The 25,315-nt window shown below is 58.8% G+C and carries 24 protein-coding genes and 1 pseudogene; 2 read left to right on the top strand and 23 right to left on the bottom strand.

All coding sequences use genetic code 11. The annotated features are described in order from the left end of the window. Window positions 1-15 precede the first annotated feature (15 nt). From rplP to MK6180000_RS09790, 16 genes and pseudogenes are all read right to left on the bottom strand, one after another. Entirely contained in the window at window positions 16-429 is a 414-nt protein-coding gene (rplP, locus tag MK6180000_RS09715; RefSeq protein ID WP_138934551.1) for a 50S ribosomal protein L16, read from the bottom strand. 13 nt (window positions 430-442) lie between these two features. Next, a complete protein-coding gene (gene rpsC, locus MK6180000_RS09720; protein ID WP_138934552.1) occupies window positions 443-1,150 on the bottom strand; it encodes a 30S ribosomal protein S3 in 708 nt (235 codons plus the stop codon). Beyond that, window positions 1,150-1,530, bottom strand: coding sequence for a 50S ribosomal protein L22 (rplV, locus tag MK6180000_RS09725; protein WP_138934553.1), 381 nt, complete (start codon window positions 1,528-1,530; stop codon window positions 1,150-1,152). Before rplV ends, rpsC begins: the two co-directional genes overlap by 1 nt. Before the next feature lie 3 nt (window positions 1,531-1,533). Beyond that, a complete protein-coding gene (gene rpsS / locus MK6180000_RS09730; RefSeq protein ID WP_138934554.1) occupies window positions 1,534-1,812 on the bottom strand; it encodes a 30S ribosomal protein S19 in 279 nt (92 codons plus the stop codon). 3 nt (window positions 1,813-1,815) lie between these two features. Further along, window positions 1,816-2,658 (bottom strand): 50S ribosomal protein L2, encoded by an 843-nt coding sequence (rplB, locus tag MK6180000_RS09735; RefSeq protein ID WP_138934555.1) that lies wholly within the window; start codon window positions 2,656-2,658, stop codon window positions 1,816-1,818. 472 nt (window positions 2,659-3,130) lie between these two features. Further along, a pseudogene (locus MK6180000_RS09740) lies at window positions 3,131-3,730 on the bottom strand (class I SAM-dependent methyltransferase); the annotation flags it as partial. Between the two features lie 263 nt (window positions 3,731-3,993). Next, window positions 3,994-4,290 (bottom strand): 50S ribosomal protein L23, encoded by a 297-nt coding sequence (locus MK6180000_RS09745; RefSeq protein WP_138936436.1) that lies wholly within the window; start codon window positions 4,288-4,290, stop codon window positions 3,994-3,996. Window positions 4,291-4,301: 11 nt separating this feature from the next. Then, a complete protein-coding gene (gene rplD, locus MK6180000_RS09750) occupies window positions 4,302-4,919 on the bottom strand; it encodes a 50S ribosomal protein L4 (protein WP_138934557.1) in 618 nt (205 codons plus the stop codon). Next, entirely contained in the window at window positions 4,916-5,800 is an 885-nt protein-coding gene (gene rplC / locus MK6180000_RS09755) for a 50S ribosomal protein L3 (protein WP_138934558.1), read from the bottom strand. Before rplC ends, rplD begins: the two co-directional genes overlap by 4 nt. 15 nt (window positions 5,801-5,815) lie before the next feature. Next, window positions 5,816-6,124 (bottom strand): 30S ribosomal protein S10, encoded by a 309-nt coding sequence (gene rpsJ, locus MK6180000_RS09760; protein ID WP_138934559.1) that lies wholly within the window; start codon window positions 6,122-6,124, stop codon window positions 5,816-5,818. Between the two features lie 116 nt (window positions 6,125-6,240). Then, window positions 6,241-7,416 (bottom strand): elongation factor Tu, encoded by a 1,176-nt coding sequence (gene tuf, locus MK6180000_RS09765; RefSeq protein ID WP_138934560.1) that lies wholly within the window; start codon window positions 7,414-7,416, stop codon window positions 6,241-6,243. Between the two features lie 89 nt (window positions 7,417-7,505). Continuing rightward, on the bottom strand, window positions 7,506-9,629 hold the full coding sequence (gene fusA / locus MK6180000_RS09770) for an elongation factor G (RefSeq protein ID WP_138934561.1): 2,124 nt from the start codon (window positions 9,627-9,629) through the stop codon (window positions 7,506-7,508). 26 nt (window positions 9,630-9,655) lie between these two features. Continuing rightward, window positions 9,656-10,126: a 30S ribosomal protein S7 gene (gene rpsG / locus MK6180000_RS09775; protein WP_138934562.1), complete on the bottom strand. Its 471-nt coding sequence runs from the start codon at window positions 10,124-10,126 to the stop codon at window positions 9,656-9,658. 12 nt (window positions 10,127-10,138) lie between these two features. After that, window positions 10,139-10,510, bottom strand: a complete 372-nt coding sequence (gene rpsL / locus MK6180000_RS09780; protein WP_138936437.1) for a 30S ribosomal protein S12 — start codon at window positions 10,508-10,510, stop codon at window positions 10,139-10,141. A gap of 56 nt (window positions 10,511-10,566) precedes the next feature. Beyond that, a complete protein-coding gene (locus MK6180000_RS09785) occupies window positions 10,567-10,797 on the bottom strand; it encodes a hypothetical protein (protein WP_138934563.1) in 231 nt (76 codons plus the stop codon). Between the two features lie 22 nt (window positions 10,798-10,819). Next, window positions 10,820-11,161 (bottom strand): VOC family protein, encoded by a 342-nt coding sequence (locus MK6180000_RS09790; RefSeq protein ID WP_138934564.1) that lies wholly within the window; start codon window positions 11,159-11,161, stop codon window positions 10,820-10,822. Window positions 11,162-11,281: 120 nt separating this feature from the next. On the opposite strand from MK6180000_RS09790, the gene MK6180000_RS09795 reads away from it, so the two are divergent. Then, the gene (locus tag MK6180000_RS09795) at window positions 11,282-12,100 is read left to right on the top strand and encodes a putative rhamnosyl transferase (protein ID WP_246040478.1); all 819 of its coding nucleotides are present in this window, start codon (window positions 11,282-11,284) and stop codon (window positions 12,098-12,100) included. Window positions 12,101-12,109: 9 nt separating this feature from the next. Then, on the top strand, window positions 12,110-12,934 hold the full coding sequence (locus MK6180000_RS09800) for a putative rhamnosyl transferase (protein WP_138934565.1): 825 nt from the start codon (window positions 12,110-12,112) through the stop codon (window positions 12,932-12,934). Here the strand turns inward: MK6180000_RS09800 and MK6180000_RS09805 are convergent. The 7 genes from MK6180000_RS09805 to rplK all read right to left on the bottom strand — a co-directional run bounded on the left by MK6180000_RS09805 (window position 12,867) and on the right by rplK (window position 25,220). Further along, window positions 12,867-13,769, bottom strand: a complete 903-nt coding sequence (locus MK6180000_RS09805; protein WP_138934566.1) for a DMT family transporter — start codon at window positions 13,767-13,769, stop codon at window positions 12,867-12,869. The two genes, MK6180000_RS09800 and MK6180000_RS09805, sit on opposite strands and share 68 nt — an antisense overlap. A 199-nt stretch (window positions 13,770-13,968) precedes the next feature. Further along, complete coding sequence (rpoC, locus tag MK6180000_RS09810; protein ID WP_138934567.1) at window positions 13,969-18,195, bottom strand: DNA-directed RNA polymerase subunit beta'; 4,227 nt, start codon at window positions 18,193-18,195, stop codon at window positions 13,969-13,971. 87 nt (window positions 18,196-18,282) lie between these two features. Then, window positions 18,283-22,419 carry a DNA-directed RNA polymerase subunit beta gene (gene rpoB, locus MK6180000_RS09815; RefSeq protein ID WP_138934568.1) on the bottom strand — a complete coding sequence of 1,379 codons (4,137 nt, stop codon included), beginning with the start codon at window positions 22,417-22,419 and terminating at the stop codon, window positions 18,283-18,285. Window positions 22,420-22,727: 308 nt separating this feature from the next. Next, the gene (rplL, locus tag MK6180000_RS09820; protein WP_138934569.1) at window positions 22,728-23,102 is read right to left on the bottom strand and encodes a 50S ribosomal protein L7/L12; all 375 of its coding nucleotides are present in this window, start codon (window positions 23,100-23,102) and stop codon (window positions 22,728-22,730) included. Between the two features lie 72 nt (window positions 23,103-23,174). Beyond that, window positions 23,175-23,693 carry a 50S ribosomal protein L10 gene (rplJ, locus tag MK6180000_RS09825; protein WP_138934570.1) on the bottom strand — a complete coding sequence of 173 codons (519 nt, stop codon included), beginning with the start codon at window positions 23,691-23,693 and terminating at the stop codon, window positions 23,175-23,177. Between the two features lie 401 nt (window positions 23,694-24,094). Next, window positions 24,095-24,793, bottom strand: coding sequence for a 50S ribosomal protein L1 (gene rplA, locus MK6180000_RS09830; RefSeq protein WP_138934571.1), 699 nt, complete (start codon window positions 24,791-24,793; stop codon window positions 24,095-24,097). A gap of 1 nt (window position 24,794) precedes the next feature. Then, window positions 24,795-25,220: a 50S ribosomal protein L11 gene (gene rplK, locus MK6180000_RS09835; protein WP_138934572.1), complete on the bottom strand. Its 426-nt coding sequence runs from the start codon at window positions 25,218-25,220 to the stop codon at window positions 24,795-24,797. Window positions 25,221-25,315: the final 95 nt, after the last annotated feature.

The raw sequence follows: 25,315 nt of genomic DNA on the forward strand, positions 1-25,315 counted from the left end.
TGCGCCGAAACGCTGTTACCAGTCTTCGCGCGTGACGACCCGTGTCTTGATCGGCAGCTTCATCGCCGCAAGGCGCAGGGCCTCGACCGCGATTTCTTCGCTGACGCCGTCAAGCTCGAACATGATCCGGCCCGGCTTGACCCGTGCGGCCCAATAATCGACCGAGCCTTTACCTTTACCCATGCGGACTTCGGTAGGCTTGGACGTAACTGGCACGTCCGGGAAAATCCGGATCCAGACACGGCCCTGACGCTTCATGTGACGTGTCATCGCGCGGCGAGCCGCCTCGATCTGACGTGCTGTCACACGCTCGGGCTGAGTCGCCTTCAATCCGAAGGAGCCGAAGTTCAGGTCAGAGCCACCTTTGGCCTCACCCTTGATGCGGCCTTTGAACTGCTTGCGGAATTTAGTGCGTTTTGGTTGTAGCATCTGTCATTCCCCCTTAGCGACGGCCACCAGCACCGCGAGGTGCCGGACCGTCCTGAAGTTCCTGAGCCTTCCGGTCACGCGCGGACGGGTCGTGATCCATGATCTCACCTTTGAAGATCCAGGTCTTGATCCCGATAATGCCGTAGGCAGTCAGTGCCTCGACATGCGCGTAATCGATATCGGCCCGCAGCGTATGCAGGGGCACGCGGCCCTCGCGGTACCATTCGGTCCGGGCGATCTCGGCGCCGCCAAGGCGGCCGGCGAGGTTCACACGGATGCCAAGGGCACCCATACGCATGGCGTTTTGCACAGCACGTTTCATCGCACGGCGAAAGCTGACCCGGCGCTCCAACTGCTGGGCGATGCTCTCACCCACCAGCGCAGCATCCAACTCGGGCTTGCGCACTTCGACGATGTTCAGGTGCAGCTCGCTTGCCGTCATCGCCGCCAGCTTCTTGCGCAGGGTTTCGATGTCTGCGCCTTTCTTGCCGATGATGACGCCGGGGCGCGCTGTATGAACAGTAACGCGGCACTTTTTGTGCGGGCGCTCGATGATCACCCGGCTTACGCCGGCCTGCTTGCACTCGGTCTTGATGAACTCGCGCATGGCCAGATCTTCGAGCAGCAGATTACCGTAATCTTTGGTGTCCGCATACCAGCGGCTGTCCCAAGTACGGTTGATCTGCAGGCGCATGCCAATCGGATTTACTTTATTACCCATCAGGCTTGCTCCTCGACTTGACGCACAATGATCGTGATTTCCGAGAACGGCTTGCGCAGCGCGCCAAACCGGCCGCGAGCACGCGGGCGACCGCGCTTCATGACCAGGTTCTTGCCGACATAGGCCTCGGCCACAACTAACTCGTCCACGTCGAGATTGTGGTTATTCTCGGCGTTGGCGATGGCAGACTGCAGGCACTTGCGCACATCGTCCGCGATCCGCTTTTGCGAGAACGTGAGCTCTGTGAGGGCCTTGTCCACCTTCTTGCCACGGATCAGCTGTGCCAAAAGGTTCAGTTTCTGCGGGCTGGTGCGAAGCATCCGGAGTTTGGACCGGGCTTCGTTATCGGCCACGCGGCGGGGGTTCTTTTCCTTGCCCATGACTTACTTCCGCTTCGCTTTTTTGTCGGCGGAGTGACCGGTATAGGTCCGTGTCGGTGAATACTCACCGAACTTCTGACCGATCATGTCTTCGCTGACGTTGACAGGGATATGCTTGCGACCGTTGTAGACGCCAAACGTCAAGCCCACGAACTGGGGCAGGATCGTCGAGCGGCGCGACCATATCTTGATGACTTCGTTACGACCGCCCTCACGCGACGCTTCGGCCTTTTTCAGGACGTAGGCGTCGACAAAGGGGCCTTTCCATACAGAACGTGCCATATCTTAGCGGCCCTTCTTCTTGGCGTGACGCGAGCGGATGATCAGCTTCTGCGACGCCTTGTTCTTATTGCGGGTACGGTAGCCTTTGGTCGGCTTGCCCCATGGGGTTACCGGGTGACGACCGCCAGATGTCCGGCCTTCACCACCACCATGCGGGTGATCGACCGGGTTCATGACGACACCGCGCACAGATGGGCGAACGCCCTTGTGACGCATGCGGCCGGCCTTACCGTAGTTCTGGTTCGAGTTGTCGGGGTTTGAAACCGCGCCAACCGTCGCCTTGCACTCTTGGCGGACCAGACGCAGCTCGCCCGAGCTGAGACGGATCTGAGCGTAGCCACCATCACGGCCAACGAACTGAGCATAGGTGCCTGCCGCGCGTGCGATCTGGCCGCCCTTGCCCGGCTTCATCTCGATATTGTGGATGATCGTACCGATGGGCATGCCCGAGAACGGCATGCAGTTGCCGGGCTTGATGTCGACCTTGGTGCCGGAATAGATCTTGTCACCAATCGCAAGACGCTGAGGCGCCAGGATATAGGTCTGCTCGCCATCGTCATACTTGACGAGAGCGATGAATGCGGTCCGGTTCGGGTCATATTCGATCCGCTCGACGGTGGCCGCCATATCGAATTTGTTACGTTTGAAATCAACGATCCGGTAGAGGCGTTTGGCCCCACCCCCGCGACGACGCGATGTGATACGTCCGGTGTTGTTCCGGCCGCCCGATTTCGACAAACCCTCAGTGAGGGATTTGACGGGACGTCCTTTATACAGCTCCGAACGGTCGATCAGCACCAGCCCGCGCTGGCCCGGCGTCGTTGGCTTATACGACTTGAGTGCCATGCTTCCTGTCTTCCGTTTAGCAAACGGCGGATGTGTGTTCCGCCTATGTAGGGTGGGACTTGCCCACCATGGGTATAGGGCCCCGAAGGTCCCCGGCTATATCGTCATTCAAGACGAAAACGAAGCCCCGGACGAATCCGGGGCTGCGTTGATAGGGTCGTGTATGGTCTGCGCGCGGTAGGGTCAAGTGGATGATGAAGGATTTCGGGGTGCCGGACCCCTGCCCCGCATAAGCGCTACATATGCCGGGCGGGCGCCTGACCGGGGGCTGGCGCTGCAACGCTGCGGCGAAGCGCTCTATCCCCGCCAAGTCCCTCCACCCTTCATTGGGCAGCGCCCGACCGCCAAAGCGCCAGACCGCGGGCCGGTCAGGCGCTCGCCCGGCGCGCTGCGCGCGCTATTTGGGCAGGTGTTGACAATTTTATACGCATAGTTTCTGTCAGCAAGTTACACTTGGTATGCACAACGATCTCTATCCGACGCGAGCCGCCAAAATATGTAGTGGGAGAGTAAATTTCTGAGGCTCATCCTTGAGGCTCGATAATGCCTCTAACTCAATGGCCGCCAAGGCACCGGCGTGTCCATCAACTGCCGCTTTTCTGTAAGCTGACCAAGACTGCACATATGCTGCAATTTGCGAGGGACGCCAGTTCAGTTCACATTTAAATTCCGGAGTCTCAAGTTCTTGAAACGGCATATCTAATTCATTCGCTGAATAGCCCCGCCAGCTTAATCGATTAGCGTCAGACCAGTAAGGTTCCAGAACTGCATTCATAGGGTCAAGCAGCGCGGTCTGTGTATCGTCACGCGCATCCGCTCGATGATAAGTCCAAGCACACAATATCGCGCCATTGCATGCCACACGGCTGACTTCCGCCCAGAACTTGGCATGGTCGAACCAGTGCAGCGCTGTTGCTACTGTTATCGCTCCGACCAAGTTATCCCCGAGACCGGATTGATCTGCGGGTGCTGTTGCAAATGTCACTTTAGAGTCTGAGGGAGCTTTAGCCAATTGCGCCGGATCGATGTCCGTAGCGTGCACGTGCGAAAAACTCTTAGTCAGAGAAAACGCCGCTTGCCCTGTTCAAGTCCCAACATCCCACGCGATTTTCTTGCAGGGCGCGCGATCGGCGATCCAATCAAAAAGATCGTTCGGGTAAGTGGGACGCGCTGACGCATACGCACGGGCCTGCAACCCAAAGGTCGTCGCGTTATGCATAATCTCACCCAAGCCCAATTTGACTAGAATGATAGCGTAGAGACATTAAACAATCTTGCAAACGAAAACCCCGGCCACCACAGCCGGGGTTCCTAAACCTTCAAGCCAACCTGACCTCAGAGACCGGTGGTCACGTCGATTGTGTTGCCTTCTTCCAGCGTCACATACGCCTTCTTGACGTCGGCGCGCTTGCCCAGACGGCCGCGGAAACGCTTGGCCTTGCCTTTGGTGATGGTCGTGTTCACGGCCTTTACCTTGACGCCAAAGAGTGCCTCAACGGCCTCCTTGATCTGCGGCTTGTTGCTTCCGATTGCGACCTCGAACACCACTGCGCCATTCTCGGACGCCATGGTGGCCTTTTCGGTCACGACGGGCTTGCGCACCACGTCGTAATGCTCGGGCTTCGCTTTCATTTCTGACTTGCTCATTTCAGTCGAGCCTCCAGTGCTTCGATACCCGCCTTGGTGATCACGAGCGTGTCACGCTTGAGGATATCATAGACGTTTGCGCCCATCGTCGGCAGGACGTCCAGACCGTCGATGTTGCGCGCGGCCTTGACGAAGTCGGCGTTGACCTCGGTGCCGTCGATGATCAGCGCGCGCTTCCAGCCCAGATCCTTGATCTGCTTGGCCAGTGCGGAAGTCTTCGACACTGTGCCGAAATCCTCGATGATCACCAACTCGCCTGCGCGCGCCTTGGCGCTCAGGGCGTGCTTCAGACCAAGTGCGCGGACCTTCTTGGGCAGGTCATGCGCATGGCTGCGCGGTGTCGGGCCCTTGTAGATACCACCCTTCCGAAAAATCGGCGCCGAGCGTGCACCGTGGCGTGCGCCACCGGTGCCCTTTTGGCGATAGATCTTCTTGGTCGAGTAGCTGACTTCGGACCGTGTCTTGACCTTGTGCGTACCGGCCTGCGCCTTGTTACGCTGCCAGCGGACGACGCGGTGCAGGATGTCGGCGCGAGGGTCCAGGTCGAAGATGTCTTCGCCCAGATCGACCGAGCCGGCCTTGCTGCCGTCCAATTTGATCATGTCGATTTTCATGCGTCATCATCCTTCTTGGTCTCGTCCAGAGTCTCGCTCTGGTCGCCGGCCTCTGCCTTGTCAGCTGCGATCTCGGCCTCGGCCTCTTTCTCGGCTGACGCTTCCTGAGATGCCTGCAACTCGGCGGCTGCCTTTGCTGCTTCGGCCTCCTCGGCTGCTGCGGCTGCGGCTGCATCATCGGCGGCCTTGGCTGCGGCTTCTGCGTCAGATTTCAACGCGGCGGGCATAATTGCGTTCTCGGGGAACGGCTTTTTCACCGCGTCCTTGATCGTCACCCAGCCACCTTTGGAGCCGGGAACAGCGCCTTTGACCATGATCAGTCCACGATCTGCGTCCGTTTTGATCACCTGCAGGTTCTGCGTGGTGATACGCGCGGCACCCATGTGACCGGCCATCTTCTTACCTTTGAAGACTTTGCCCGGATCCTGGCACTGGCCAGTGGAGCCATGCGAACGGTGGCTGATAGAAACACCGTGGGTCATTTCCAGACCCTTGAAGTTGTGACGCTTCATAGCGCCCTGAAAACCTTTACCGATAGAGGTGCCGCAGACGTCTACGAACTGGCCCTCAAAGTAATGGTTGGCAGTGATTTCCTCACCAACAGCGATCAGGTTCTCAGGCGCAACGCGGAATTCCGCGATCTTGCGCTTGGGCTCCACGTTGGCGGCGGCGAAGTGGCCGCGCATTGCCTTGGAGGTCCGCTTAACCTTGGCCGAGCCTGCGCCCAGCTGAACAGCAGAATAGCCGTGGCTATCGGCCGTACGCTGCGCGACGACCTGAAGTTTGTCCAATTGAAGAACGGTGACAGGCACCTGCCGTCCGTCTTCCATGAAAAGACGGGTCATGCCCATCTTCTTTGCGATAACGCCAGAGCGCAACATACTCTTTGCCCTCCCTTAGACCGAAATCTGCACGTCGACACCGGCAGCCAGGTCGAGCTTCATCAGCGCGTCCACAGTCTGCGGAGTCGGATCAACGATATCCAGCAGGCGTTTGTGCGTGCGGATTTCCCATTGATCGCGGGATTTCTTGTTTACGTGGGGGCCACGCAAAACGGTGAATTTTTCAATCTTGTTCGGCAACGGAATCGGGCCACGGACGTCTGCGCCCGTGCGCTTCGCGGTGTTGACGATTTCCTGCGTGCTGGCATCCAGTACGCGGTAATCGAACGCCTTAAGCCGAATGCGAATGTTCTGGCTGGACATGTATTTAGCCTTTCGCGGCATTGGAGTTGATAGGAGGGAGGTCGGACCATCCGAACTCCCTCTTCGAACCCTTGGGGCGGGCTATGCAGCCCGCCCGGAGTACTTATTAGTCGTAGTTACTCGGTGATTTTCGAAACCACACCAGCGCCGACAGTACGGCCACCTTCGCGAATAGCGAAACGCAGGCCTTCTTCCATGGCGATCGGTGCAATCAGCTCGACGCTGAAGCGCAGGTTATCACCAGGCATCACCATTTCCGTGCCCTCGGGCAGCACAACCGTGCCAGTCACGTCTGTAGTCCGGAAGTAGAACTGAGGACGGTAGTTGGCAAAGAACGGCGTATGACGGCCACCCTCTTCCTTGTTCAGGATATACGCCTCGGCCTCGAACTTGGTGTGGGGCATAACCGACTTCGGCTTGCACAGAACCTGACCACGCTCAACACCTTCGCGGTCGATACCACGCAAAAGCGCGCCGATGTTGTCGCCCGCCTCACCACGATCCAGCAGCTTGCGGAACATTTCCACGCCCGTGCAGGTCGTTTTCTTGGTGTCTTTGAGACCGACGATTTCAATCTCGTCGCCAACGTTGATAACACCGCGCTCGATACGGCCCGTGACAACAGTACCACGGCCAGAGATCGAGAACACGTCCTCGACCGGCATCAGGAACGGCTGATCGATGGCGCGCTCGGGTGTCGGGATATACTCGTCGACAGCGGCCATCAACTTGCGGATCGACTCTTCGCCGATTTCGGGCTGTGTGCCGTTCATCGCGTGCAGAGCCGAGCCGGGGATGACGGGGATGTCGTCGCCAGGATAGTCGTACTTGCTCAGCAGCTCGCGGATTTCCATCTCGACCAGTTCAAGCAGTTCGTCGTCGTCGACCTGATCAACCTTGTTCATGTAGACGACCATGTAGGGGATACCCACCTGGCGGCCCAGCAGGATGTGCTCGCGCGTCTGTGGCATGGGGCCGTCAGCGGCGTTCACGACCAGAATCGCGCCGTCCATTTGGGCGGCACCGGTGATCATGTTCTTAACGTAGTCAGCGTGGCCGGGGCAATCGACGTGCGCATAGTGACGCGCGTCTGTTTCATACTCGACGTGGGCCGTCGAGATGGTGATGCCGCGAGCTTTTTCTTCGGGCGCGCCGTCAATTTGGTCATACGCCTTGAAATCGCCGAAGTATTTGGTGATTGCGGCCGTCAGCGTGGTCTTGCCGTGGTCAACGTGACCAATGGTCCCGATGTTCACGTGCGGTTTGCTACGGTCAAACTTTTCCTTGCCCATGATATGGCTCCTCTTTTTACAAGTCAGGTGATGGGCGTGTTGCCCACCCTACAGTTTGGGTAGGGCGGGGATATTCCCCGCCACCCGGTTTAGGCGTATTTGGACTGGATCTCTTCCGAGATGTTGCTCGGAACCGGCTCGTAATGCGAGAATTGCATCGTGAACTGGGCGCGGCCAGACGACATGGACCGCAGCGTGTTGATATAGCCGAACATATTTGCCAGCGGCACGGTGCAGTCGATCGCGATAGCATTACCGCGATTTTCCTGACCCGAGATTTGACCGCGACGTGAAGTCAGATCGCCGATGATGCCGCCCGTATAGTCCTCGGGCGTAATCACTTCGACCTTCATCACTGGCTCAAGCAGCTTGGCGCCAGCTTTGCGCAGACCTTCGCGCATACCCATGCGGGCTGCGATCTCGAACGCCATAACGCTGGAGTCAACGTCGTGGAACTTGCCATCTATCAGCATGACCTTGAAGTCGATGACCGGGAAACCGGCAAGCGGGCCGCTATCCATGACCGAGCGGATGCCCTTCTCGACGCCGGGAATGTATTCCTTGGGCACCGAACCACCGACAATCTTGCTCTCGAACGAGAAGCCTTCTCCGGCCTCTGTTGGCGAAATGATCAACTTGACCTCAGCGAACTGACCCGAACCACCCGACTGCTTCTTGTGGGTGTAAGTATGTTCAACCTCGTGACCGATTGTCTCGCGATACGCGACCTGGGGCGCGCCAATATTGGCGTCGACCTTGAATTCGCGGCGCAGACGGTCGACCAGAATGTCGAGGTGCAATTCGCCCATGCCCTTCATGATGGTCTGGCCCGATTCAATATCGGTTTCGACGCGGAAAGATGGATCTTCTGCTGCCAGACGTGCAAGGCCAGCCGACATCTTTTCTTGGTCGCCCTTGGTCTTGGGCTCGACCGCGATTTCAATGACCGGATCGGGGAAGGTCATCGTTTCCAGAACAACCTGGCTTTTGATGTCGCTCAACGTGTCGCCAGTTGTCGTATCCTTAAGACCAGCAAGCGCGATGATGTCGCCGGCAAATGCCTCTTCGATCTCTTCGCGCTGGATCGAGTGCATCATCATCATACGGCCGATGCGCTCTTTTTTGCCCTTGGTCGTATTCTGGACGGTGTCGCCCTTCTTGATCACGCCCGAATAAATCCGCGTGAACGTCAGCGAGCCAACGAACGGGTCGTTCATGATTTTGAACGCGAGGCCTGAGAACGGCATTGAATCGTCCGCACGGCGCGGGATGTTACGCTCTTCGGTCTCGTCATCGGGGCTGAAGCCCATGTAATCGACAACGTCCAACGGGCTAGGCAGATAGTCGACAACGGCGTTCAGCAATGGCTGTACACCCTTGTTCTTAAAGGCCGAACCACACAGAACGGGAACAAAGCTCAGCGACAGCGTACCCTTGCGGATCAGCTTGCGCAGAGTGGCCTCATCGGGCTCTTTGCCTTCCAGATACCCTTCCATCGCGTCGTCGTCCATTTCGACGGCGACTTCGATCAGGTGGGCGCGCCACTCGTCGGCAAGATCCTTGAGGCTTTCGCGGATCGGACCACGTGTCCAGTTCGCGCCCAAGTCTTCGCCAGCCCAGACCCACTCTTCCATGGTGACCAGATCAACGAGGCCTTCCAGCTCCGTCTCGGACCCGATTGGAATCTGGATCGGTGCAGCAATCGCACCAGTGCGATCCTTAACCATCTTGACGCAGTTAAAGAAGTCGGCGCCGATCTTGTCCATCTTGTTGACGAAAACGATACGGGGCACCTTGTAGCGGTCGGCCTGGCGCCAGACAGTCTCGGTCTGGGGCTCGACACCCGCGTTGGCATCAAGCACCGCAACCGCACCGTCAAGCACGGCCAATGAACGCTCGACTTCGATAGTGAAGTCAACGTGGCCGGGCGTGTCGATGATGTTCATCCGATACTTGGTGTCGGACGTGCCTTCTTGGGTCGGATCGTTTTGGCGCTGCCAGAACGTGGTGGTCGCAGCCGAGGTGATCGTGATGCCACGCTCCTGCTCCTGCTCCATCCAGTCCATCGTTGCGGCACCGTCATGCACCTCACCCAAGTTGTGGGATTTGCCAGTGTAGAACAGGATCCGCTCGCTGCAGGTGGTCTTACCTGCATCGATATGGGCCATAATGCCGAAATTACGGTAGCGTTCGAGAGCGTAGTCGCGTGCCATTGGGCTGCATCCTCAGAGTATCTGTATTACCAACGATAATGGCTGAAGGCTTTGTTAGCCTCGGCCATCTTGTGTGTGTCTTCGCGCTTTTTGACGGCGCTGCCGCGGCTGTTGACGGCATCCATAAGCTCGCCTGCAAGGCGCTCTTCCATGGTGTTTTCGTTGCGCGAGCGGCTGGCATTGATCAACCAACGGATCGCCAGCGCTTCACGGCGCTCGGGGCGCACTTCGACGGGAACCTGGTATGTGGCACCACCGACGCGGCGCGAACGCACCTCAACGGATGGTTTGATCAGCTCGAGCGCCTCGTGAAAGATCTCGATCGGGGCGCGCTTAACCTTGTCTTCAACGCGAGTCATCGCGTTATAGACGATACGCTCGGCGGCGGACTTCTTGCCATCGACCATCAGGTTGTTCATGAACTTTGTCAGAACCCGGTCGCCATACTTGGCATCGGGAAGGACTTCGCGCTTTTCGGCGGCGTGACGACGGGACATCTGGTAATCCTCTTACTTCGGGCGCTTGGCGCCATATTTCGAACGGCGCTGCTTACGATCCTTGACACCTTGGGTGTCCAGAACGCCGCGCAAGATGTGGTAGCGAACACCCGGAAGGTCTTTTACACGACCGCCGCGGATCAGGACCACCGAGTGCTCCTGCAGGTTGTGGCTCTCACCCGGAATGTAGCTGATGACCTCAAAGCCGTTGGTCAGGCGCACTTTGGCGACCTTCCGCATGGCCGAGTTCGGCTTCTTGGGTGTTGTTGTATAGACGCGCGTGCAGACGCCGCGCTTTTGCGGGCAACCCTGAAGGTGCTGCGACTTCTGCGCTTTTACTTTTGGCTTCCGCGGTTTGCGAATAAGCTGTTGGATCGTTGGCATTCCGGTAATTTCCCCGTCTCTCAACACATGTGTGTACATGGGTCTTACCCATGCGGTTAATCCATGCCCGTTACGCGTCCGCAATAGGCAACAACCGCGATCGCAACCCTTGCTGGTGCGGACGCGGCGAGTTTCCAGAGGATCGGGACGGCGGGCGCCCGGATCTTGACCACTTCAGTTCTGATATCGGCAAACAGGGCGACCCCCAAGCCGGATGAGGCGCGTATAAAAGGAGTCGCGGGGGTTGTCAACAGGTCCACCAGAGGCATCGGCAGTCCATCTGGCATGGCGCCTCCGCCTTGCCTTACGTCAATCCTCTAACGTCGTCCAGACAGCCATCCGCGTACCGCCGGGGCTACGGAACTCAAACCGCCTCCCACCCGGAAAGTCGAAGATTTCGCGCGTAATTTCCGCCCCCGCTGCGCGGACCTGTCCCAGCGCCGCGTCGAGATCCTCGGCCTTTAGCACGATCAGCGGCGCCGCATGGTCGGATCGCTCTATGCCGCCGCCAACGCCCGCCTCTTTGATGTCGCGGTAGTCCGGCCCATAGGGCACAAAATCCCAGCCAAATGCGCTGTCAAAAAATGCCTGCTCCCCCTCCAGATCCGGGGCATAGAATTCAATATAGTCCATTTTAAGCGTTTCGCTCATCGCAGTTCTCCACCGGGTTGCAGTTGCCCGTCATGCTATCGCGAAGGGCGCGCCTTGTCTTGGGGCAGATCCCCTGCCATCGTCGCACAAAGCGCAGCTTATGGCAGGATCGCAAACATAATGAGTACCCCCAAGATGCAGGTCATCGGCCTTTGCCGGTTTTCGTACCCTGCATTGGGCGGCTTCCAGGTCGAACATGAGACGCCAGAGGCGCGCGCCGCGTTCCTCTATGATCCCGTGCGAATGGAGGAACGCTTTGCCACGTTCACCGCGCTCACCCTGCCCCCGCTAAGGGCGCAGACCGACCCCGACTTCACCCTTGCCATCGTGGTGGGCGATACGATGCCTGAGGCACTGCTGGAAAGGTTGCTGGACCTGACAGAGGACATGCCACAGGCCATCGTTGTTCCGCGCGCGACAGGTCGGCACAGGCAAGTGATGCGCGAGGTCATCAATCAGGTGCGCGACGACAGGCCCCTGCCCTCGCTTCAGTTTCGCATGGATGATGACGACGCCGTCGCCGTCACTTTTGTGCAGCGCATGCGCGAGGCGGCAGCCGACTTGGGGGGAATGCTAGCGAAACACCGATATATTGGTATCGACTTCAATCAGGGGCATATTGCCCGCATCGGCCCCAAGGGTATTCACGCCAAGCACACGGTTGAGACCCTGTGGACCCCCGCGCTGGGAATGGCCGTGGCGCCCGGCGCCTCGCGCGGCATTATGAATTTCAGCCATGCAAAGTTGGGCCGCGTGATGCCCGTTATCACCCTGCCCGGCGAAGACATGTATGTTCGCGGCCATAATAAGTTCAACGATTCGCGACAAAAGGACGGGATCAAACCCGTGCGCTTGCCTCTACTCGATGCAACTGGCGAGGCGGCCTTTCGCCGGACATATAACATCGACGCGGACAATATCCGCGCGCTCTTTAGATAGGGGACATCTATGCGCATTATCGGCGTTTGCCGCTTCTCCTATCCGGCCCTCGGCGGATTCAAACGGATGCACGACACCGTGGCCGAGCGTGAGGCGTATCTTTACGGCTCCAAGCGCATGGCCCTGCGTTTCGCCCATTTTGAGACGCTGGCGCTGCCGTCCGTTCGCGCGCAGACCGATCCCGATTTTACACTCCTCGTGGTCATCGGCCAGAATATGCCAGAGCCGTGGCGCGCCAAACTGCATGACCTCTGCGCGCCAGTGCCGCAGATCAAGATCGTCGAACGCGCGCCGTTGAAGCATCGCCTAGCCTTGCAGCAGACGATCCAAGACGAACTGGGCGAGGGCCGCCCTGAGAGCCTGCAATTTCGGCTGGATGACGATGACGCAATGGGCGTCGATTTTGTCGAGCTGGCCCGAAACGTTGCGCGCCGATCTGCACGGCTGCGCCGCCGCGAGCCGCGTGTTGCGATCGAATTCAACACCGGGTATTCGGCGACGTTGTCCAAAGATGGTATTTTAGCCGAGGATGTTATCACAGCGTTCTGGCCGTGCGGCCTCGGGGTGTATTTCAGCGAGGGCGATGACAAAACAATCATGAATTTTGGCCATCACAAGTTGCATCACGTCATGCCGTCGATCATCCATCCCCGCCCGCCCATGTATATCCGCGCAAAACACACCGACAACGACAGCGAAGCCAAGTTTCGCCCTCGCCGCCTCAAACCGCTATCGGATGCGCAGCGCCATATCTTTAGGGCCCGATTTAACGTGGACGAAGAACATGTACGGGCCGTTTTCTCCGGCCCAGAAGGGCCTCGCGATAAAGCGTAAAGACCCCACTGGCCACAACAATTCCGGCGCCCAATAGCACGATGGGCGCGGGCCAGTCGCCGAACACGAACCACCCCAGCGCCAGCGCCCAGAGGATCGCAGTATAGCGAAATGGCGCGGTAAAGCTGATGTCCCCAACGCGCACAACCGCAATAGATGTCAGATAACCCGCGATTATCAGGATCGACGCCGCAAATATCGTCCACCAATGCGCGCCATTCAGCGTCTCCCACTCGCCGCCCAGACTGGCCAACCCGAACACCGACATGACCGAAAACGATGTTACAAATGTGACGAGCATAGATGAAGTGTCCCGGCTCAACTTGCGCGTCGCCAGATCGCGCAATGTGATGCACAGGACTGCGGCCAGGCCGTAAAGTGCATAAATGTCGAAGCCCTCGGCCCCCGGCCGCACGATCAGCAATATGCCGATGAACCCAGCGAGAACTGCCCCCATGCGGCGCCATCCCACACTCTCGCGCAGCACGAACGCAGCAGCCAGCGTAATGGCGAGCGGCAGCGACTGGAGAATTGCCGTCACATTCGCGAGCGGCATGTGGTAGAGCGCGGTTAGAAAGAAATAAGTGCCAAAGATCTCGCCCAGCACCCTTAGGCAAATCGCACCAGTATCTTGGCGCGACACACGCTTGGAAAATGCGCCTACACGCCACGCGATAATCGCGACAGCCAGCGTCGTGATGCAGCCCCGCAGAAAAATAACCTGAAAGAGCGGTACAGCTCCCGAAAGCGACTTTAACAGCGCATCGTTCACCGTATAGGCCGCCATAGACGCGATCATCAGCATCGCGCCAATTGTATTTTCTGAAAATTTCATAACGGCATCTGTGCAGTCTCGTGCGCGCCGCGCAAGAGCAATGTGTGATGCCCTTCAGCGTAATGGGGATGGGGCGACCGTCCCGGTTACATGCCCCTCACCTCGATGGACACTAGGTCTTTAAGAAGAAGATGTAGCACTGAAATGCATCAGGGCCCCGCATTGCTGCGAGGCCCTGACAGGTAGTTAGTGCTGCGGTTTACTCGGCCGCGTTGTTGGCCGCATCTGACGCGATATCCGCCTCTTCCACGACCGGAGCAGCCAGCGCAGCGGCCGCTTCGGCCTCCTCGCGACGTGCTTCGATCACGACGTTGTCGCGGGTGGCTGCGATCTTGCGCATGTCCTGCGTTGCGCCGCCGGTGCCCGCCGGGATCAGGCGGCCCACGATGACGTTTTCCTTCAGACCGACCAGCTTATCCCGCTTGCCCTGAACCGATGCTTCGGTCAGCACGCGCGTCGTCTCCTGGAAGGATGCCGCCGAGATAAAGCTGCGAGTTTGCAGCGACGCCTTGGTAATACCCAACAGGATCGGCTCGCCTTGCGCGGGACGAACGTTCTTGGCCAGCGCCTTCTCGTTTGCGGCGTCGAACTCCGCCTTGTCCACATGCTCGCCCTTTAACAAGGTGGTCTGTCCGCTATCCTGGATTTCCCACTTCTGCAGCATTTGGCGCACGATCACTTCGATATGCTTGTCGTTGATCTTCACGCCCTGCAGTCGATAGACGTCCTGCACTTCGTCGATCATGTAGTTGGCCAACGCTTCGACACCCATGATGGCAAGGATGTCATGCGGCGCTGGGTTGCCGTCCATGATGTAGTCGCCCTTTTGCACGAAGTCGCCTTCTTGCACCGGGATGTGCTTGCCCTTGGGCACCATGTACTCGACCTTGTGATCCGGGTCCTCGGAGGACTCGATCGAGATGCGGCGCTTGTTCTTGTAGTCCTTGCCGTAGCGCACATAGCCGTCGATTTCCGCGATGATGGCGTGATCCTTGGGGCGGCGCGCCTCAAAGAGTTCGGCCACACGCGGCAGACCACCGGTGATGTCCTTGGTCTTGGCACCCTCGCGCGGAATACGCGCGACGACGTCACCCATCTTGACCTCATCACCTTCTTCGATGCTGAGGATAGCATCCACGGACATAGTGTATGTTACCGGGTTGCCCGCATCGTTGCGCATCGGCTCGCCGTCCGCATCCACGATAAAGATCTCTGGCTTCAGCTCGTTACCCTTGGGGGCCGCGCGCCAGTCCATCACGATCTTTTGCGTCATGCCGGTGGCGTCGTCCGTCTCGTCGCGGACGGCAACGCCGGTCACGAGGTCGACGAACTTGGCCGTGCCCGACTTTTCTGCGATCATTGGAAGAGTATAGGGATCCCACTCAAACAGCTTGTCGCCACGGGCAATCTCGTCGCCCGCCTTGACGTGCAGCTTGGTGCCGTAGCCCAGCTTGTGGCTGGCCAGTTCGACATCACCCTCGCCAATGATGAGCAGCTTCATGTTGCGGCCCATAACCAGCGTCTCGCCCAATGAATTCTCCAGCGTCTGCTCACCGTCAAAGACGATCTTGCCCGACTGGCTGGCCTCGAGGAACGATTGTTGGCCACCCTGCGCAACACCGCCGATGTGGAACGTCCGCATCGTCAGCTGCGTGCCAGGCTCACCAATCGACTGCGCGGCAATGATGCCGACAGCTTCGCCTTGGTTCACCATTGTACCGCGGGCCAGATCGCGCCCGTAGCACATGGCGCAGACACCATCGTCGGCCTCGCAAGTCAGCGGGCTACGGATGCGCGCTGTTTGAACAGCGGCCTCCTCGACGGCATCGGCTGTCACCTCGTCGATCAGCTGGCCTTCTTTGACAAGAACCTCCTCGGTGCCAGGGCGCACGATATCCTCAGCCGCGACGCGACCCAGCAAACGCTCGCCGATGGACGATACGACCTCACCATCATTGACGGCAGCCTCGGTCGTGATCGCGCGCTCAGTTCCGCAATCATGCTGGCGCACGATGCAATCCTGCGCGACGTCAACGAGGCGGCGGGTCAGGTAGCCAGAGTTCGCCGTTTTCAGGGCGGTATCCGACAGACCCTTACGGGCCCCGTGCGTCGAGTTGAAGTATTCAAGAACGGTCAGACCTTCCTTGAAGTTCGAGATGATCGGCGTCTCGATGATATCGCCGTTCGGCTTGGCCATCAGGCCACGCATACCGCCCAACTGCTTCATCTGCGTGACGGAGCCACGCGCACCGGAGTGAGCCATCATATAGACTGAGTTTGGCTCAGCCTCGACGCCATTTTCATCGACCTTGGAGGTCGAAATGGTGCTCATCATCGCGTCGGTGACCTGATCGTTACACTTCGACCAGGCATCGACCACCTTGTTATACTTTTCGCCCTGAGTGATCAGGCCGTCCATATATTGCTGCTCAAAGCCTTTGACCTGATCGCGCGTCTCGCCGACGATCGTCCACTTGCTATCGGGGATTACCATGTCGTCCTTGCCGAACGAAATGCCCGCCTTGAACGCCTCGCGGAAGCCCATCGTCATGATCTGATCGCAGAAGATGACCGACTCTTTCTGACCGCAATAGCGGTAGACGGTGTCGATGACCTGCTGCACTTCTTTCTTGCGCAGCAGACGGTTGACCAGCGAAAATGGCGCCTTAGAGTTTTTGGGCAAAAGTGCACCCAAGCGAACGCGGCCCGGTGTCGTCTCGACCCGCTCGAACACCTGATTGCCCTCGTCGTCGATCTGCGCAACCCGCGCGGTGATGCGGGCATGCAGATGGACGTCGCCATTATCCAGTGCGTGCTGCACCTCGTCGATCGACGAGAACTTCATGCCCTCGCCCTTCATGCCCGACCGCTCTAGCGTGGTGTAGTAGAGGCCAAGGATCATATCCTGCGACGGCACGATGATAGGCGCGCCGTTGGCTGGCGACAGAACGTTGTTCGTCGACATCATCAAAACGCGGCACTCAAGCTGCGCCTCAAGGCTGAGAGGCACGTGTACGGCCATCTGGTCGCCGTCAAAGTCGGCGTTGAAGGCTGAGCAGACCAGAGGATGCAGCTGAATAGCCTTGCCTTCGACGAGGATCGGCTCAAACGCTTGGATGCCCAGACGGTGCAACGTCGGCGCCCGGTTCAGCATCACAGGATGCTCGCGGATCACCTCATCCAGAATGTCCCACACCTCGGGGCGCTCTTTTTCGACCAGCTTCTTCGCTTGCTTGACGGTGGAGCTAAGCCCCTTCGCCTCAAGCCGCGAGTAGATGAACGGCTTGAACAGCTCTAGCGCCATCTTCTTTGGAAGGCCGCACTGGTGCAGCTTCAGCTCAGGCCCTGTCACGATAACGGAGCGACCAGAGAAGTCGACCCGCTTGCCCAAAAGGTTCTGGCGGAAGCGGCCCTGCTTGCCTTTTAGCATGTCAGACAGCGATTTCAGCGGGCGCTTGTTTGCGCCAGTGATGACGCGGCCACGGCGGCCGTTATCGAACAGCGCGTCGACGGATTCCTGCAACATCCGCTTTTCGTTACGCACGATGATATCGGGCGCGCGCAATTCAATCAGGCGCTTGAGGCGGTTGTTGCGGTTGATCACCCGGCGATAAAGGTCGTTCAGGTCGGACGTCGCAAAACGGCCCCCATCCAGCGGCACCAGTGGGCGCAGTTCTGGCGGGATAACCGGAATGACGGTCATGACCATCCACTCAGGACGGTTGCCGGACTCAAGGAACGACTCGACCACTTTCAGACGCTTGATGATCTTCTTTGGCTTCAGCTCGCCAGTGGCCTCGGCCAGATCGGCGCGCAGGTTTTCAGCCTCGGACTCCAGATCGATCTGGGCGAGCATATCGCGGATCGCTTCTGCGCCGATGTTGGCCGTGAACGCGTCGAGGCCATAGGCGTCTTGTGCGTCCATGAATTCTTCTTCGGACAGCATCTGGCCATAGGTCAGGTCAGTCAGGCCCGGCTCAATCACAACGTAGTTCTCAAAGTACAGAACCCGCTCCAGATCGCGCAGTGTCATATCCAGCATGAGGCCAATGCGCGACGGCAGCGACTTCAGAAACCAGATGTGAGCGCAGGGCGCGGCCAGCTCAATATGGCCCATCCGCTCGCGGCGGACCTTTTGCAGCGTGACTTCAACGCCGCATTTCTCGCAGACGACGCCGCGATACTTCATGCGCTTGTACTTGCCGCATAGGCATTCGTAATCTTTGATCGGGCCAAAGATACGCGCGCAGAACAGGCCGTCCCGCTCAGGCTTGAACGTACGGTAGTTAATGGTCTCAGGCTTCTTGATCTCGCCGTAGGACCACGACAGGATACGCTCCGGCGACGCCAGCGACACTCTGATCTCATCAAAGGTCTGGGTCGGCGCAACGGGGTTGAACGGGTTGTTTGTCAGTTCCTGGTTCATTTAGTCACCTCGAAATTTGGGTAGGCCGAAAGGGGAACGCCCCGGTTTTTTGCGAAAACCGGGGCTGAGAAAATTGCGATGAATTTTCTATTCTTCCCCCTCCGAATCCAGGAGTTCCATGTTGAGGCCCAGACCCCGGACCTCCTTGACCAGTACGTTAAAGCTCTCTGGCACACCGGCCTCGAAGCTGTCTTCGCCTTTAACGATGCTTTCATAGACCTTGGTCCGGCCTGCCACATCGTCCGACTTGACCGTCAGCATCTCCTGCAAGGTGTAGGCGGCGCCGTAGGCTTCCAGCGCCCAAACCTCCATCTCACCAAAGCGCTGCCCACCGAACTGCGCTTTACCGCCCAGCGGCTGCTGAGTGACGAGGCTGTATGGTCCGGTCGAGCGTGCGTGGATCTTGTCATCGACAAGGTGATGCAGCTTGAGCAGGTACTTCATGCCGACCGTGACAGGGCGCGCAAACTGCTCGCCCGTGCGGCCGTCAAAGAGGATCGACTGGCCCGACGTGTCAAAGCCTGCACGGCTAAGCGCGTCGTTCACGTCCTGCTCCTTGGCACCGTCAAAGACAGGTGTCGCGATGGGCACGCCGCCCGTCACGTTGCCTGCGGCCTCGACCAGCTGCGCCTCGGTCATGTCCTTGATGCCTTCTTCAAAGACATCATCGCCATAAGCCAAGTGCATCGCCTCGCGCACCGGAGTCAGATCGCCGTTGCGACGGTAGCCCTGAAGCGCGTCGTCGATCTTGATACCAAAGCCGCGCGCGGCCCAGCCCATATGCGTCTCAAGGATCTGTCCGACGTTCATCCGGCTGGGAACGCCCAGCGGATTAAGACAGAAATCAACTGGCGTGCCGTCCGCGAGGAACGGCATGTCCTCCATCGGGACCACCTTGGAAATCACGCCTTTGTTGCCGTGACGGCCAGCCATCTTGTCACCGGGTTGCAGCTTGCGCTTTACCGCGATGAACACCTTGACCATCTTCATGACGCCGGGCGGCAAATCGTCGCCGCGGCGGACCTTTTCGACCTTGTCTTCGAAGCGTGTATCCAAGGCACGCTTTTGCGCCTCGTATTGCGCGTTCAGCGCCTCCATGATCTGCGCGTCGGCCTCTTCCTTCAGCGCCAACTGCCACCACTGACCCTTGGTCAGCGTGCTCAACAGCTCCTCGTTGATCTCGGAGTTCGACTTGACGCCCTTGGGGCCTTTGACAGCCGTTTTTCCAAGGATCATATCGCCCAGACGGGAATAGATGTTGCGGTCCAGGATCGCCAACTCGTCATCGCGGTCACGTGCGAGACGCTCGACCTCTTCACGCTCAATCTGCAGCGCGCGTTCGTCTTTTTCCACACCATGGCGGTTAAAGACACGCACCTCGACGACCGTGCCGAAATCACCCGGCTTCACCCGCAAGGACGTGTCACGCACATCGCTGGCCTTTTCGCCAAAGATGGCGCGCAGCAGCTTTTCCTCAGGTGTCATTGGGCTCTCGCCCTTGGGGGTAATCTTGCCCACAAGGATATCGCCCGGCTCTACGTCGGCGCCGATATAGACGATGCCAGCCTCATCGAGGTTGCGCAGCGCCTCTTCGCCCACGTTGGGGATGTCGCGGGTGATCTCTTCTGGCCCCAGCTTGGTATCACGCGCGGCAACCTCGAATTCCTCGATGTGGATCGAGGTAAAGACGTCATCGCGACTGATCCGCTCGGAGATAAGGATCGAGTCTTCGTAGTTGTACCCATTCCAAGGCATGAACGCGACGATGACGTTCCGGCCAACGGCCAGTTCGCCCATGTCGGTCGCGGGGCCATCGGCGATGACCTCATGCTTGCCCACAGTGTCGCCCACCTTGACCAGCGGACGCTGGTTGATGCAGCTGTTCTGGTTCGAACGCTGGAACTTACGCAGGCGGTAGATATCGACGCCGGGATCGCCCGGTTCCATGTCTGCCGTGGCACGCACAACGATACGCTGGGCATCGACCTGGTCGATGATACCCGCACGTTTGGCCATGATAGCCGCACCACTATCGCGGGCGACGACGCCCTCAATTCCGGTGCCGACCAGCGGTGCCTCGGCCTTAATCAGTGGCAAGGCCTGGCGCATCATGTTCGAACCCATGAGAGCACGGTTTGCGTCGTCATTCTCAAGGAACGGGATCAGCGATGCGGCGACCGAGACAAGCTGCTTGGGCGAGACGTCGATCAGATCAACAGACTCGTTCGGTGCCAACATGTAGTCGCCCGACTGGCGCGTGCTGACCAGATCATTGATGAAACGGCCATTCTCGTCGAGGTTCGCGTTCGCCTGAGCGATGGTGTGGCGCTGCTCTTCGGTCGCGGACATGTATTGCACGTCATCGGTGACCTGACCGTCGACGACCTTGCGATAAGGCGTTTCGATAAAGCCGTATTTATTCACGCGCGCAAATGTGGCGAGCGAGTTGATCAGACCAATGTTCGGCCCTTCTGGCGTCTCAATCGGGCACATACGGCCATAGTGGGTCGGGTGCACGTCGCGCACCTCAAAGCCTGCGCGCTCACGCGTCAAACCACCTGGTCCAAGCGCCGAAAGGCGGCGCTTGTGGGTCACTTCCGATAGCGGGTTCGTCTGGTCCATGAACTGCGACAGCTGGCTGGAGCCAAAGAATTCGCGCACGGCAGCGGCAGCAGGCTTCGCGTTGATCAAGTCTTGCGGCATCACGGTGTCGATCTCGACACTGCTCATCCGCTCCTTGATGGCACGCTCCATCCGCAAGAGGCCGACGCGGTACTGGTTTTCCATCAGCTCGCCGACTGAACGCACCCGGCGGTTGCCGAGGTGGTCAATATCGTCGATGTCGCCCTTGCCATCGCGCAGTTCGACCAGTGCCTTGATGCAGGACAGGATATCCTCGCGGCGCAGTGTGCGCTGCGTATCGTCCGCATCCAGATCTAGGCGCATGTTCATCTTGACCCGTCCAACGGCGGACAGATCATAGCGCTCGCTATCAAAGAAGAGCGTGTTGAACAACGCCGACGCAGCCTCCTCGGTGGGCGGCTCGCCGGGGCGCATAACGCGGTAGATGTCCATCAGCGCGGTCTCGCGGCTCATGTTCTTGTCCGCGGCCATCGTGTTGCGGATATAGGGACCAACATTGATGTTGTCGATGTCCAAAACCGGAATCTCGGTAATTCCCGCATCCAGCAGATCCTGAAGCGTGCCGCCCGTAATTTCTCCGGCCTTGTCGTATTCCAGCGTCAACTCGCCGCCAGCCTCGACATAGATGGCGCCGGTTTCTTCGTTGATGATGTCCTTGGCGGCGAATTTGCCGACAATATGCTCGAACGGGATCAGCAGATCCTTTACGTTGCCCTCGTCAATCAGCTTTTTCACCGCGCGAGGCGTGACCTTCTTGCCCGCCTCGGCAATGACTTCGCCCGTCTTGGCGTCGACCAGATCGTAGGTTGGGCGCGTGCCACGCGCGCGCTCTGGGAAGAACTTAGTGACCCAGCCCTTGTTCTTCTTCAGCTTGAACTGGATGGTGTCGTAATAGGCATCCATGATGCCTTCTTGGTCCAGACCCAGCGAATAAAGCAGAGTTGTCACAGGCAGCTTGCGACGACGGTCGATGCGCGCGAACACGATATCCTTGGCATCGAATTCAAAGTCCAGCCACGAGCCGCGATAGGGAATAATGCGGCACGCAAACAGCAACTTGCCAGAGCTGTGCGTCTTGCCCTTGTCGTGGTCAAAGAACACGCCGGGGCTACGGTGCATCTGGGAAACGATGACCCGCTCAGTGCCATTGACGACGAATGTACCATTGGGCGTCATCAAAGGCATATCGCCCATGAATACGTCCTGTTCCTTGATATCCTTGACCGATTTCGCGCCGGTATCCTCGTCGATATCAAACACGATCAGACGCAGCGTCACCTTCAGCGGCGCCGCATACGTCATGTCGCGCTGCATGCACTCCTCGACGTCGTATTTTGGCTTTTCCAAGTCGTAGCTAACGAACTCAATAACGCTTGTCTCGTTGAAGTCCGATATCGGAAATACCGATTGGAACACGCCTTTGATACCCTCGCCGTCCGCTGGCTGGGCGTGATCGCCCGAGCGCAGGAACAGATCGTAGGAGGATTTCTGAACCTCAATGAGGTTCGGCATTTCGAGGACTTCGCGGATTTTGCCGAAGTACTTACGCAAACGCTTCTGGCCAAGGTAGGATTGAGCCATGTGTCTGGTCACCTTTCAATTCTCAACGATCGTGCGTGCTGTCGGGCCACAGCCGCACGGCCATCAGAGAGGGCGGGGGTGCGATCCATTCATGGCCGTCGTCCCAAGGACAGCCTCCCGATCGCACGAACCTCGCCTGAGATAAGCCCCCACCCTGTCGCCGCAATGTGAGGTGCCGGTATCGTGAACCGGCGCCGCGGCGCATGGGGGCCTGTCCAAGACAGGTTCGGCTGGACCCGGAATTTCCGGATCCAGCCTCATCAGAGGGGATCGGGCGGAGCGGTACGCCCTCGCCCAGTCCCCTGCTATTACTTGACTTCGACTTCGGCGCCAGCTGCTTCCAGCTTGGCTTTGATGTCGTCGGCTTCGTCCTTGGAGACTTGCTCCTTGACGGCTTTGCCGCCGGCCTCAACCAGATCTTTGGCTTCTTTCAGGCCCAGACCGGTGATTGCGCGGACTTCCTTGATCACGTTGATCTTGGACGCGCCTGCCGACTTGAGGATAACGTCGAATTCAGTCTGCTCTTCTGCAGACTCGCCGCCGCCTGCGGGACCGGCCATCATCACTGCGCCGCCTGCTGCGGGCTCGATGCCGTACTCGTCCTTCAGGATAGTTTTCAGTTCTTGTGCTTCGAGCAGCGTCAGACCGACGATCTCTTCAGCCATTTTTTTCAGATCAGCCATTTTATCATGCTTTCCGTATTAGATGTGTTCCAACGACAGGGCGGAATGCCCTTGCCGGAATTCCAGATGCGTTCAGGCCGCTTCGGCCTTTTCCTCGATCGTGCTGAGGATGCTCGCGATGTTCGAAGCAGGTGCGCCAATTGCGCCAGCGATGTTCGAGCCTGGTGCGCCGATGCAGCTTGCGATCTGAGCAATAAGCTCGTCGCGCGAGGGCATTTTCGACACGGCTTCGACGCCGGCACGGTCCAGAGCATTCTCACCCATAGCGCCGCCGAGGATCTCAAACTTTTTGTTATCCTTGGCGAAATCTTCAGACACTCTGGCAGCTGCCACAGGATCCTCTGAATAGGTCAGAACAGTCATGCCCGTCAGGAAGCCTGCAATAGATGCGCAGGGCTTGCCTTCCAAAGCAATTTTGGCGAGCCTGTTTTTGGCAACGCGAACGGATGCATCGGCCGCGCGTGCGCGCGCCCTCAGATCCTGCATTTCCGCAACTGTAATACCGGCGTAGTGGGCTACCACGACGACGCCAGAGCTTTCGAAGATCTGGCCGAGTTCGTCGACCACTTTCTCTTTCTGGGCTCTATCCACAGTTTCACTCCAAATTTCGGGGGAATTTCCCCCGGCTCAGTTCAGCCAGACAAGTGTGTCTGGCATTTGGTCCTGTAAACGGGGCATCGAAGTGTGGCATCCAAGCATGCGCTCGGCTGATAAATTTCAATTCCCGCCTCGGGCAGGGTATTAAGGGCCAAAGGCCCACCCACCGTCTTGGACGAAACGCGAAGAAGGCATGGGACGCGAATCCCGTGCCTCACTCGCAAGGCTGCCTTTAGAGTGTTCGCGCGGTAATGCCAACCCCCCCGGGGGCAGATGGGCGGATCGGAGGCCTTAATTCTGACGTGCGCCGCCGTCGCCCGGCAAAAGAAGTGTAGTGAGAAACGAAAAAAGGAGCGAACCATCAGGCCCGCTCCCCCAATCTTGGCTGTGTCCGATTACTCGGTTGCGGCATCCGCCACGGCGATCGTCACGCCCGGACCCATGGTGGAGGTCAGCGAGATGCGCTTCATGTAGGAGCCTTTGGCGCCCGCCGGCTTGGCCTTGGCCACGGCGTTGATAAAGGCACGGACGTTCTCGACCAGTTGTTCCTGGCCAAACGATGCCTTGCCGACACCGGCATGAACCACACCGGCCTTCTCGGCCTTGAACTGCACCTGGCCGCCTTTGGCGTCCTTGACAGCTTGGGCTACATCCATCGTGACCGTACCCACTTTGGGGTTCGGCATCAGGTTGCGCGGGCCCAGCACCTTGCCCAGACGGCCCACGACGGGCATCATGTCAGGCGTGGCGATGCAGCGATCAAAGTCGATTTTGCCGCCTTGGACGATTTCCATCAGATCCTCGGCACCGACGATATCGGCGCCAGCTGCCTCGGCCTCTTCGGCCTTGGCGCCGCGCGCGAATACCGCAACGCGGACAGTCTTGCCGGTGCCGTTAGGCAGACCGATAACACCGCGAACCATCTGGTCAGCGTGGCGCGGGTCTACGCCCAGATTGACGGCGATCTCAATGGTCTCGTCGAACTTCGCCTTGGCGTTGTCCTTGACCAGCTTGACCGCTTCTTCGATGCTCAGGTTGCTTTTGCCTTCAAAGGCTTCGCGGGCGCTGCGTGCGCGTTTTCCAAGTTTTGCCATCTTACTTCACCTCGATGCCCATGGAGCGTGCGCTGCCCACGATGATCTTCATCGCGGCGTCCACGTCGTTTGCGTTCAGGTCTTTCCACTTGGCTTCGGCGATCTCGCGGACCTGCTTGACCGAAACGGAGCCAGCCGTTTCGCGGCCCGGCGTCTTGCCGCCCGACTTCAGCTTGGCGGCCTTCTTAAGATAGTAAGACGCGGGCGGCGTCTTGATTTCCATCTCAAAGGACTTGTCCTGATAATACGTAATCACGGTCGGGCAAGGTGCGCCCGGCTCAAGATCCTGCGTCTTGGCGTTAAACGCCTTGCAGAATTCCATGATGTTAATGCCGCGTTGGCCCAGTGCGGGGCCGACGGGCGGGCTGGGATTGGCTTGCCCGGCTTTCACCTGCAGCTTCATCTTTCCGGCTAGTTTCTTGGCCATTTGGCCTCTCCTTCGTTTCAACAGACCTTGGGGCGCGCCCCTCAGCCTTCTGCGTTGCGTGGTCCGGGTACAGGGGCCGCGGCCCCCTCGCCTTC

The sequence above is a fragment of the Roseovarius arcticus genome (assembly GCF_006125015.1).
Lineage (GTDB): Bacteria > Pseudomonadota > Alphaproteobacteria > Rhodobacterales > Rhodobacteraceae > Roseovarius > Roseovarius arcticus.

What these genes read in the sequence shown, in the direction of transcription:
- rplP (WP_138934551.1), bottom strand. Translation starts at nt 429, where the DNA reads ATGCTACAACCAAAACGCACTAAATTCCGCAAGCAGTTCAAAGGCCGC.
- rpsC (WP_138934552.1), bottom strand. Translation starts at nt 1,150, where the DNA reads ATGGGTAATAAAGTAAATCCGATTGGCATGCGCCTGCAGATCAACCGT.
- rplV (WP_138934553.1), bottom strand. Translation starts at nt 1,530, where the DNA reads ATGGGCAAGGAAAAGAACCCCCGCCGCGTGGCCGATAACGAAGCCCGG.
- rpsS (WP_138934554.1), bottom strand. Translation starts at nt 1,812, where the DNA reads ATGGCACGTTCTGTATGGAAAGGCCCCTTTGTCGACGCCTACGTCCTG.
- rplB (WP_138934555.1), bottom strand. Translation starts at nt 2,658, where the DNA reads ATGGCACTCAAGTCGTATAAGCCAACGACGCCGGGCCAGCGCGGGCTG.
- MK6180000_RS09745 (WP_138936436.1), bottom strand. Translation starts at nt 4,290, where the DNA reads ATGAAAGCGAAGCCCGAGCATTACGACGTGGTGCGCAAGCCCGTCGTG.
- rplD (WP_138934557.1), bottom strand. Translation starts at nt 4,919, where the DNA reads ATGAAAATCGACATGATCAAATTGGACGGCAGCAAGGCCGGCTCGGTC.
- rplC (WP_138934558.1), bottom strand. Translation starts at nt 5,800, where the DNA reads ATGTTGCGCTCTGGCGTTATCGCAAAGAAGATGGGCATGACCCGTCTT.
- rpsJ (WP_138934559.1), bottom strand. Translation starts at nt 6,124, where the DNA reads ATGTCCAGCCAGAACATTCGCATTCGGCTTAAGGCGTTCGATTACCGC.
- tuf (WP_138934560.1), bottom strand. Translation starts at nt 7,416, where the DNA reads ATGGGCAAGGAAAAGTTTGACCGTAGCAAACCGCACGTGAACATCGGG.
- fusA (WP_138934561.1), bottom strand. Translation starts at nt 9,629, where the DNA reads ATGGCACGCGACTACGCTCTCGAACGCTACCGTAATTTCGGCATTATG.
- rpsG (WP_138934562.1), bottom strand. Translation starts at nt 10,126, where the DNA reads ATGTCCCGTCGTCACGCCGCCGAAAAGCGCGAAGTCCTTCCCGATGCC.
- rpsL (WP_138936437.1), bottom strand. Translation starts at nt 10,510, where the DNA reads ATGCCAACGATCCAACAGCTTATTCGCAAACCGCGGAAGCCAAAAGTA.
- MK6180000_RS09785 (WP_138934563.1), bottom strand. Translation starts at nt 10,797, where the DNA reads ATGCCAGATGGACTGCCGATGCCTCTGGTGGACCTGTTGACAACCCCC.
- MK6180000_RS09790 (WP_138934564.1), bottom strand. Translation starts at nt 11,161, where the DNA reads ATGAGCGAAACGCTTAAAATGGACTATATTGAATTCTATGCCCCGGAT.
- MK6180000_RS09795 (WP_246040478.1), top strand. Translation starts at nt 11,282, where the DNA reads ATGAGTACCCCCAAGATGCAGGTCATCGGCCTTTGCCGGTTTTCGTAC.
- MK6180000_RS09800 (WP_138934565.1), top strand. Translation starts at nt 12,110, where the DNA reads ATGCGCATTATCGGCGTTTGCCGCTTCTCCTATCCGGCCCTCGGCGGA.
- MK6180000_RS09805 (WP_138934566.1), bottom strand. Translation starts at nt 13,769, where the DNA reads ATGAAATTTTCAGAAAATACAATTGGCGCGATGCTGATGATCGCGTCT.
- rpoC (WP_138934567.1), bottom strand. Translation starts at nt 18,195, where the DNA reads ATGAACCAGGAACTGACAAACAACCCGTTCAACCCCGTTGCGCCGACC.
- rpoB (WP_138934568.1), bottom strand. Translation starts at nt 22,419, where the DNA reads ATGGCTCAATCCTACCTTGGCCAGAAGCGTTTGCGTAAGTACTTCGGC.
- rplL (WP_138934569.1), bottom strand. Translation starts at nt 23,102, where the DNA reads ATGGCTGATCTGAAAAAAATGGCTGAAGAGATCGTCGGTCTGACGCTG.
- rplA (WP_138934571.1), bottom strand. Translation starts at nt 24,793, where the DNA reads ATGGCAAAACTTGGAAAACGCGCACGCAGCGCCCGCGAAGCCTTTGAA.
- rplK (WP_138934572.1), bottom strand. Translation starts at nt 25,220, where the DNA reads ATGGCCAAGAAACTAGCCGGAAAGATGAAGCTGCAGGTGAAAGCCGGG.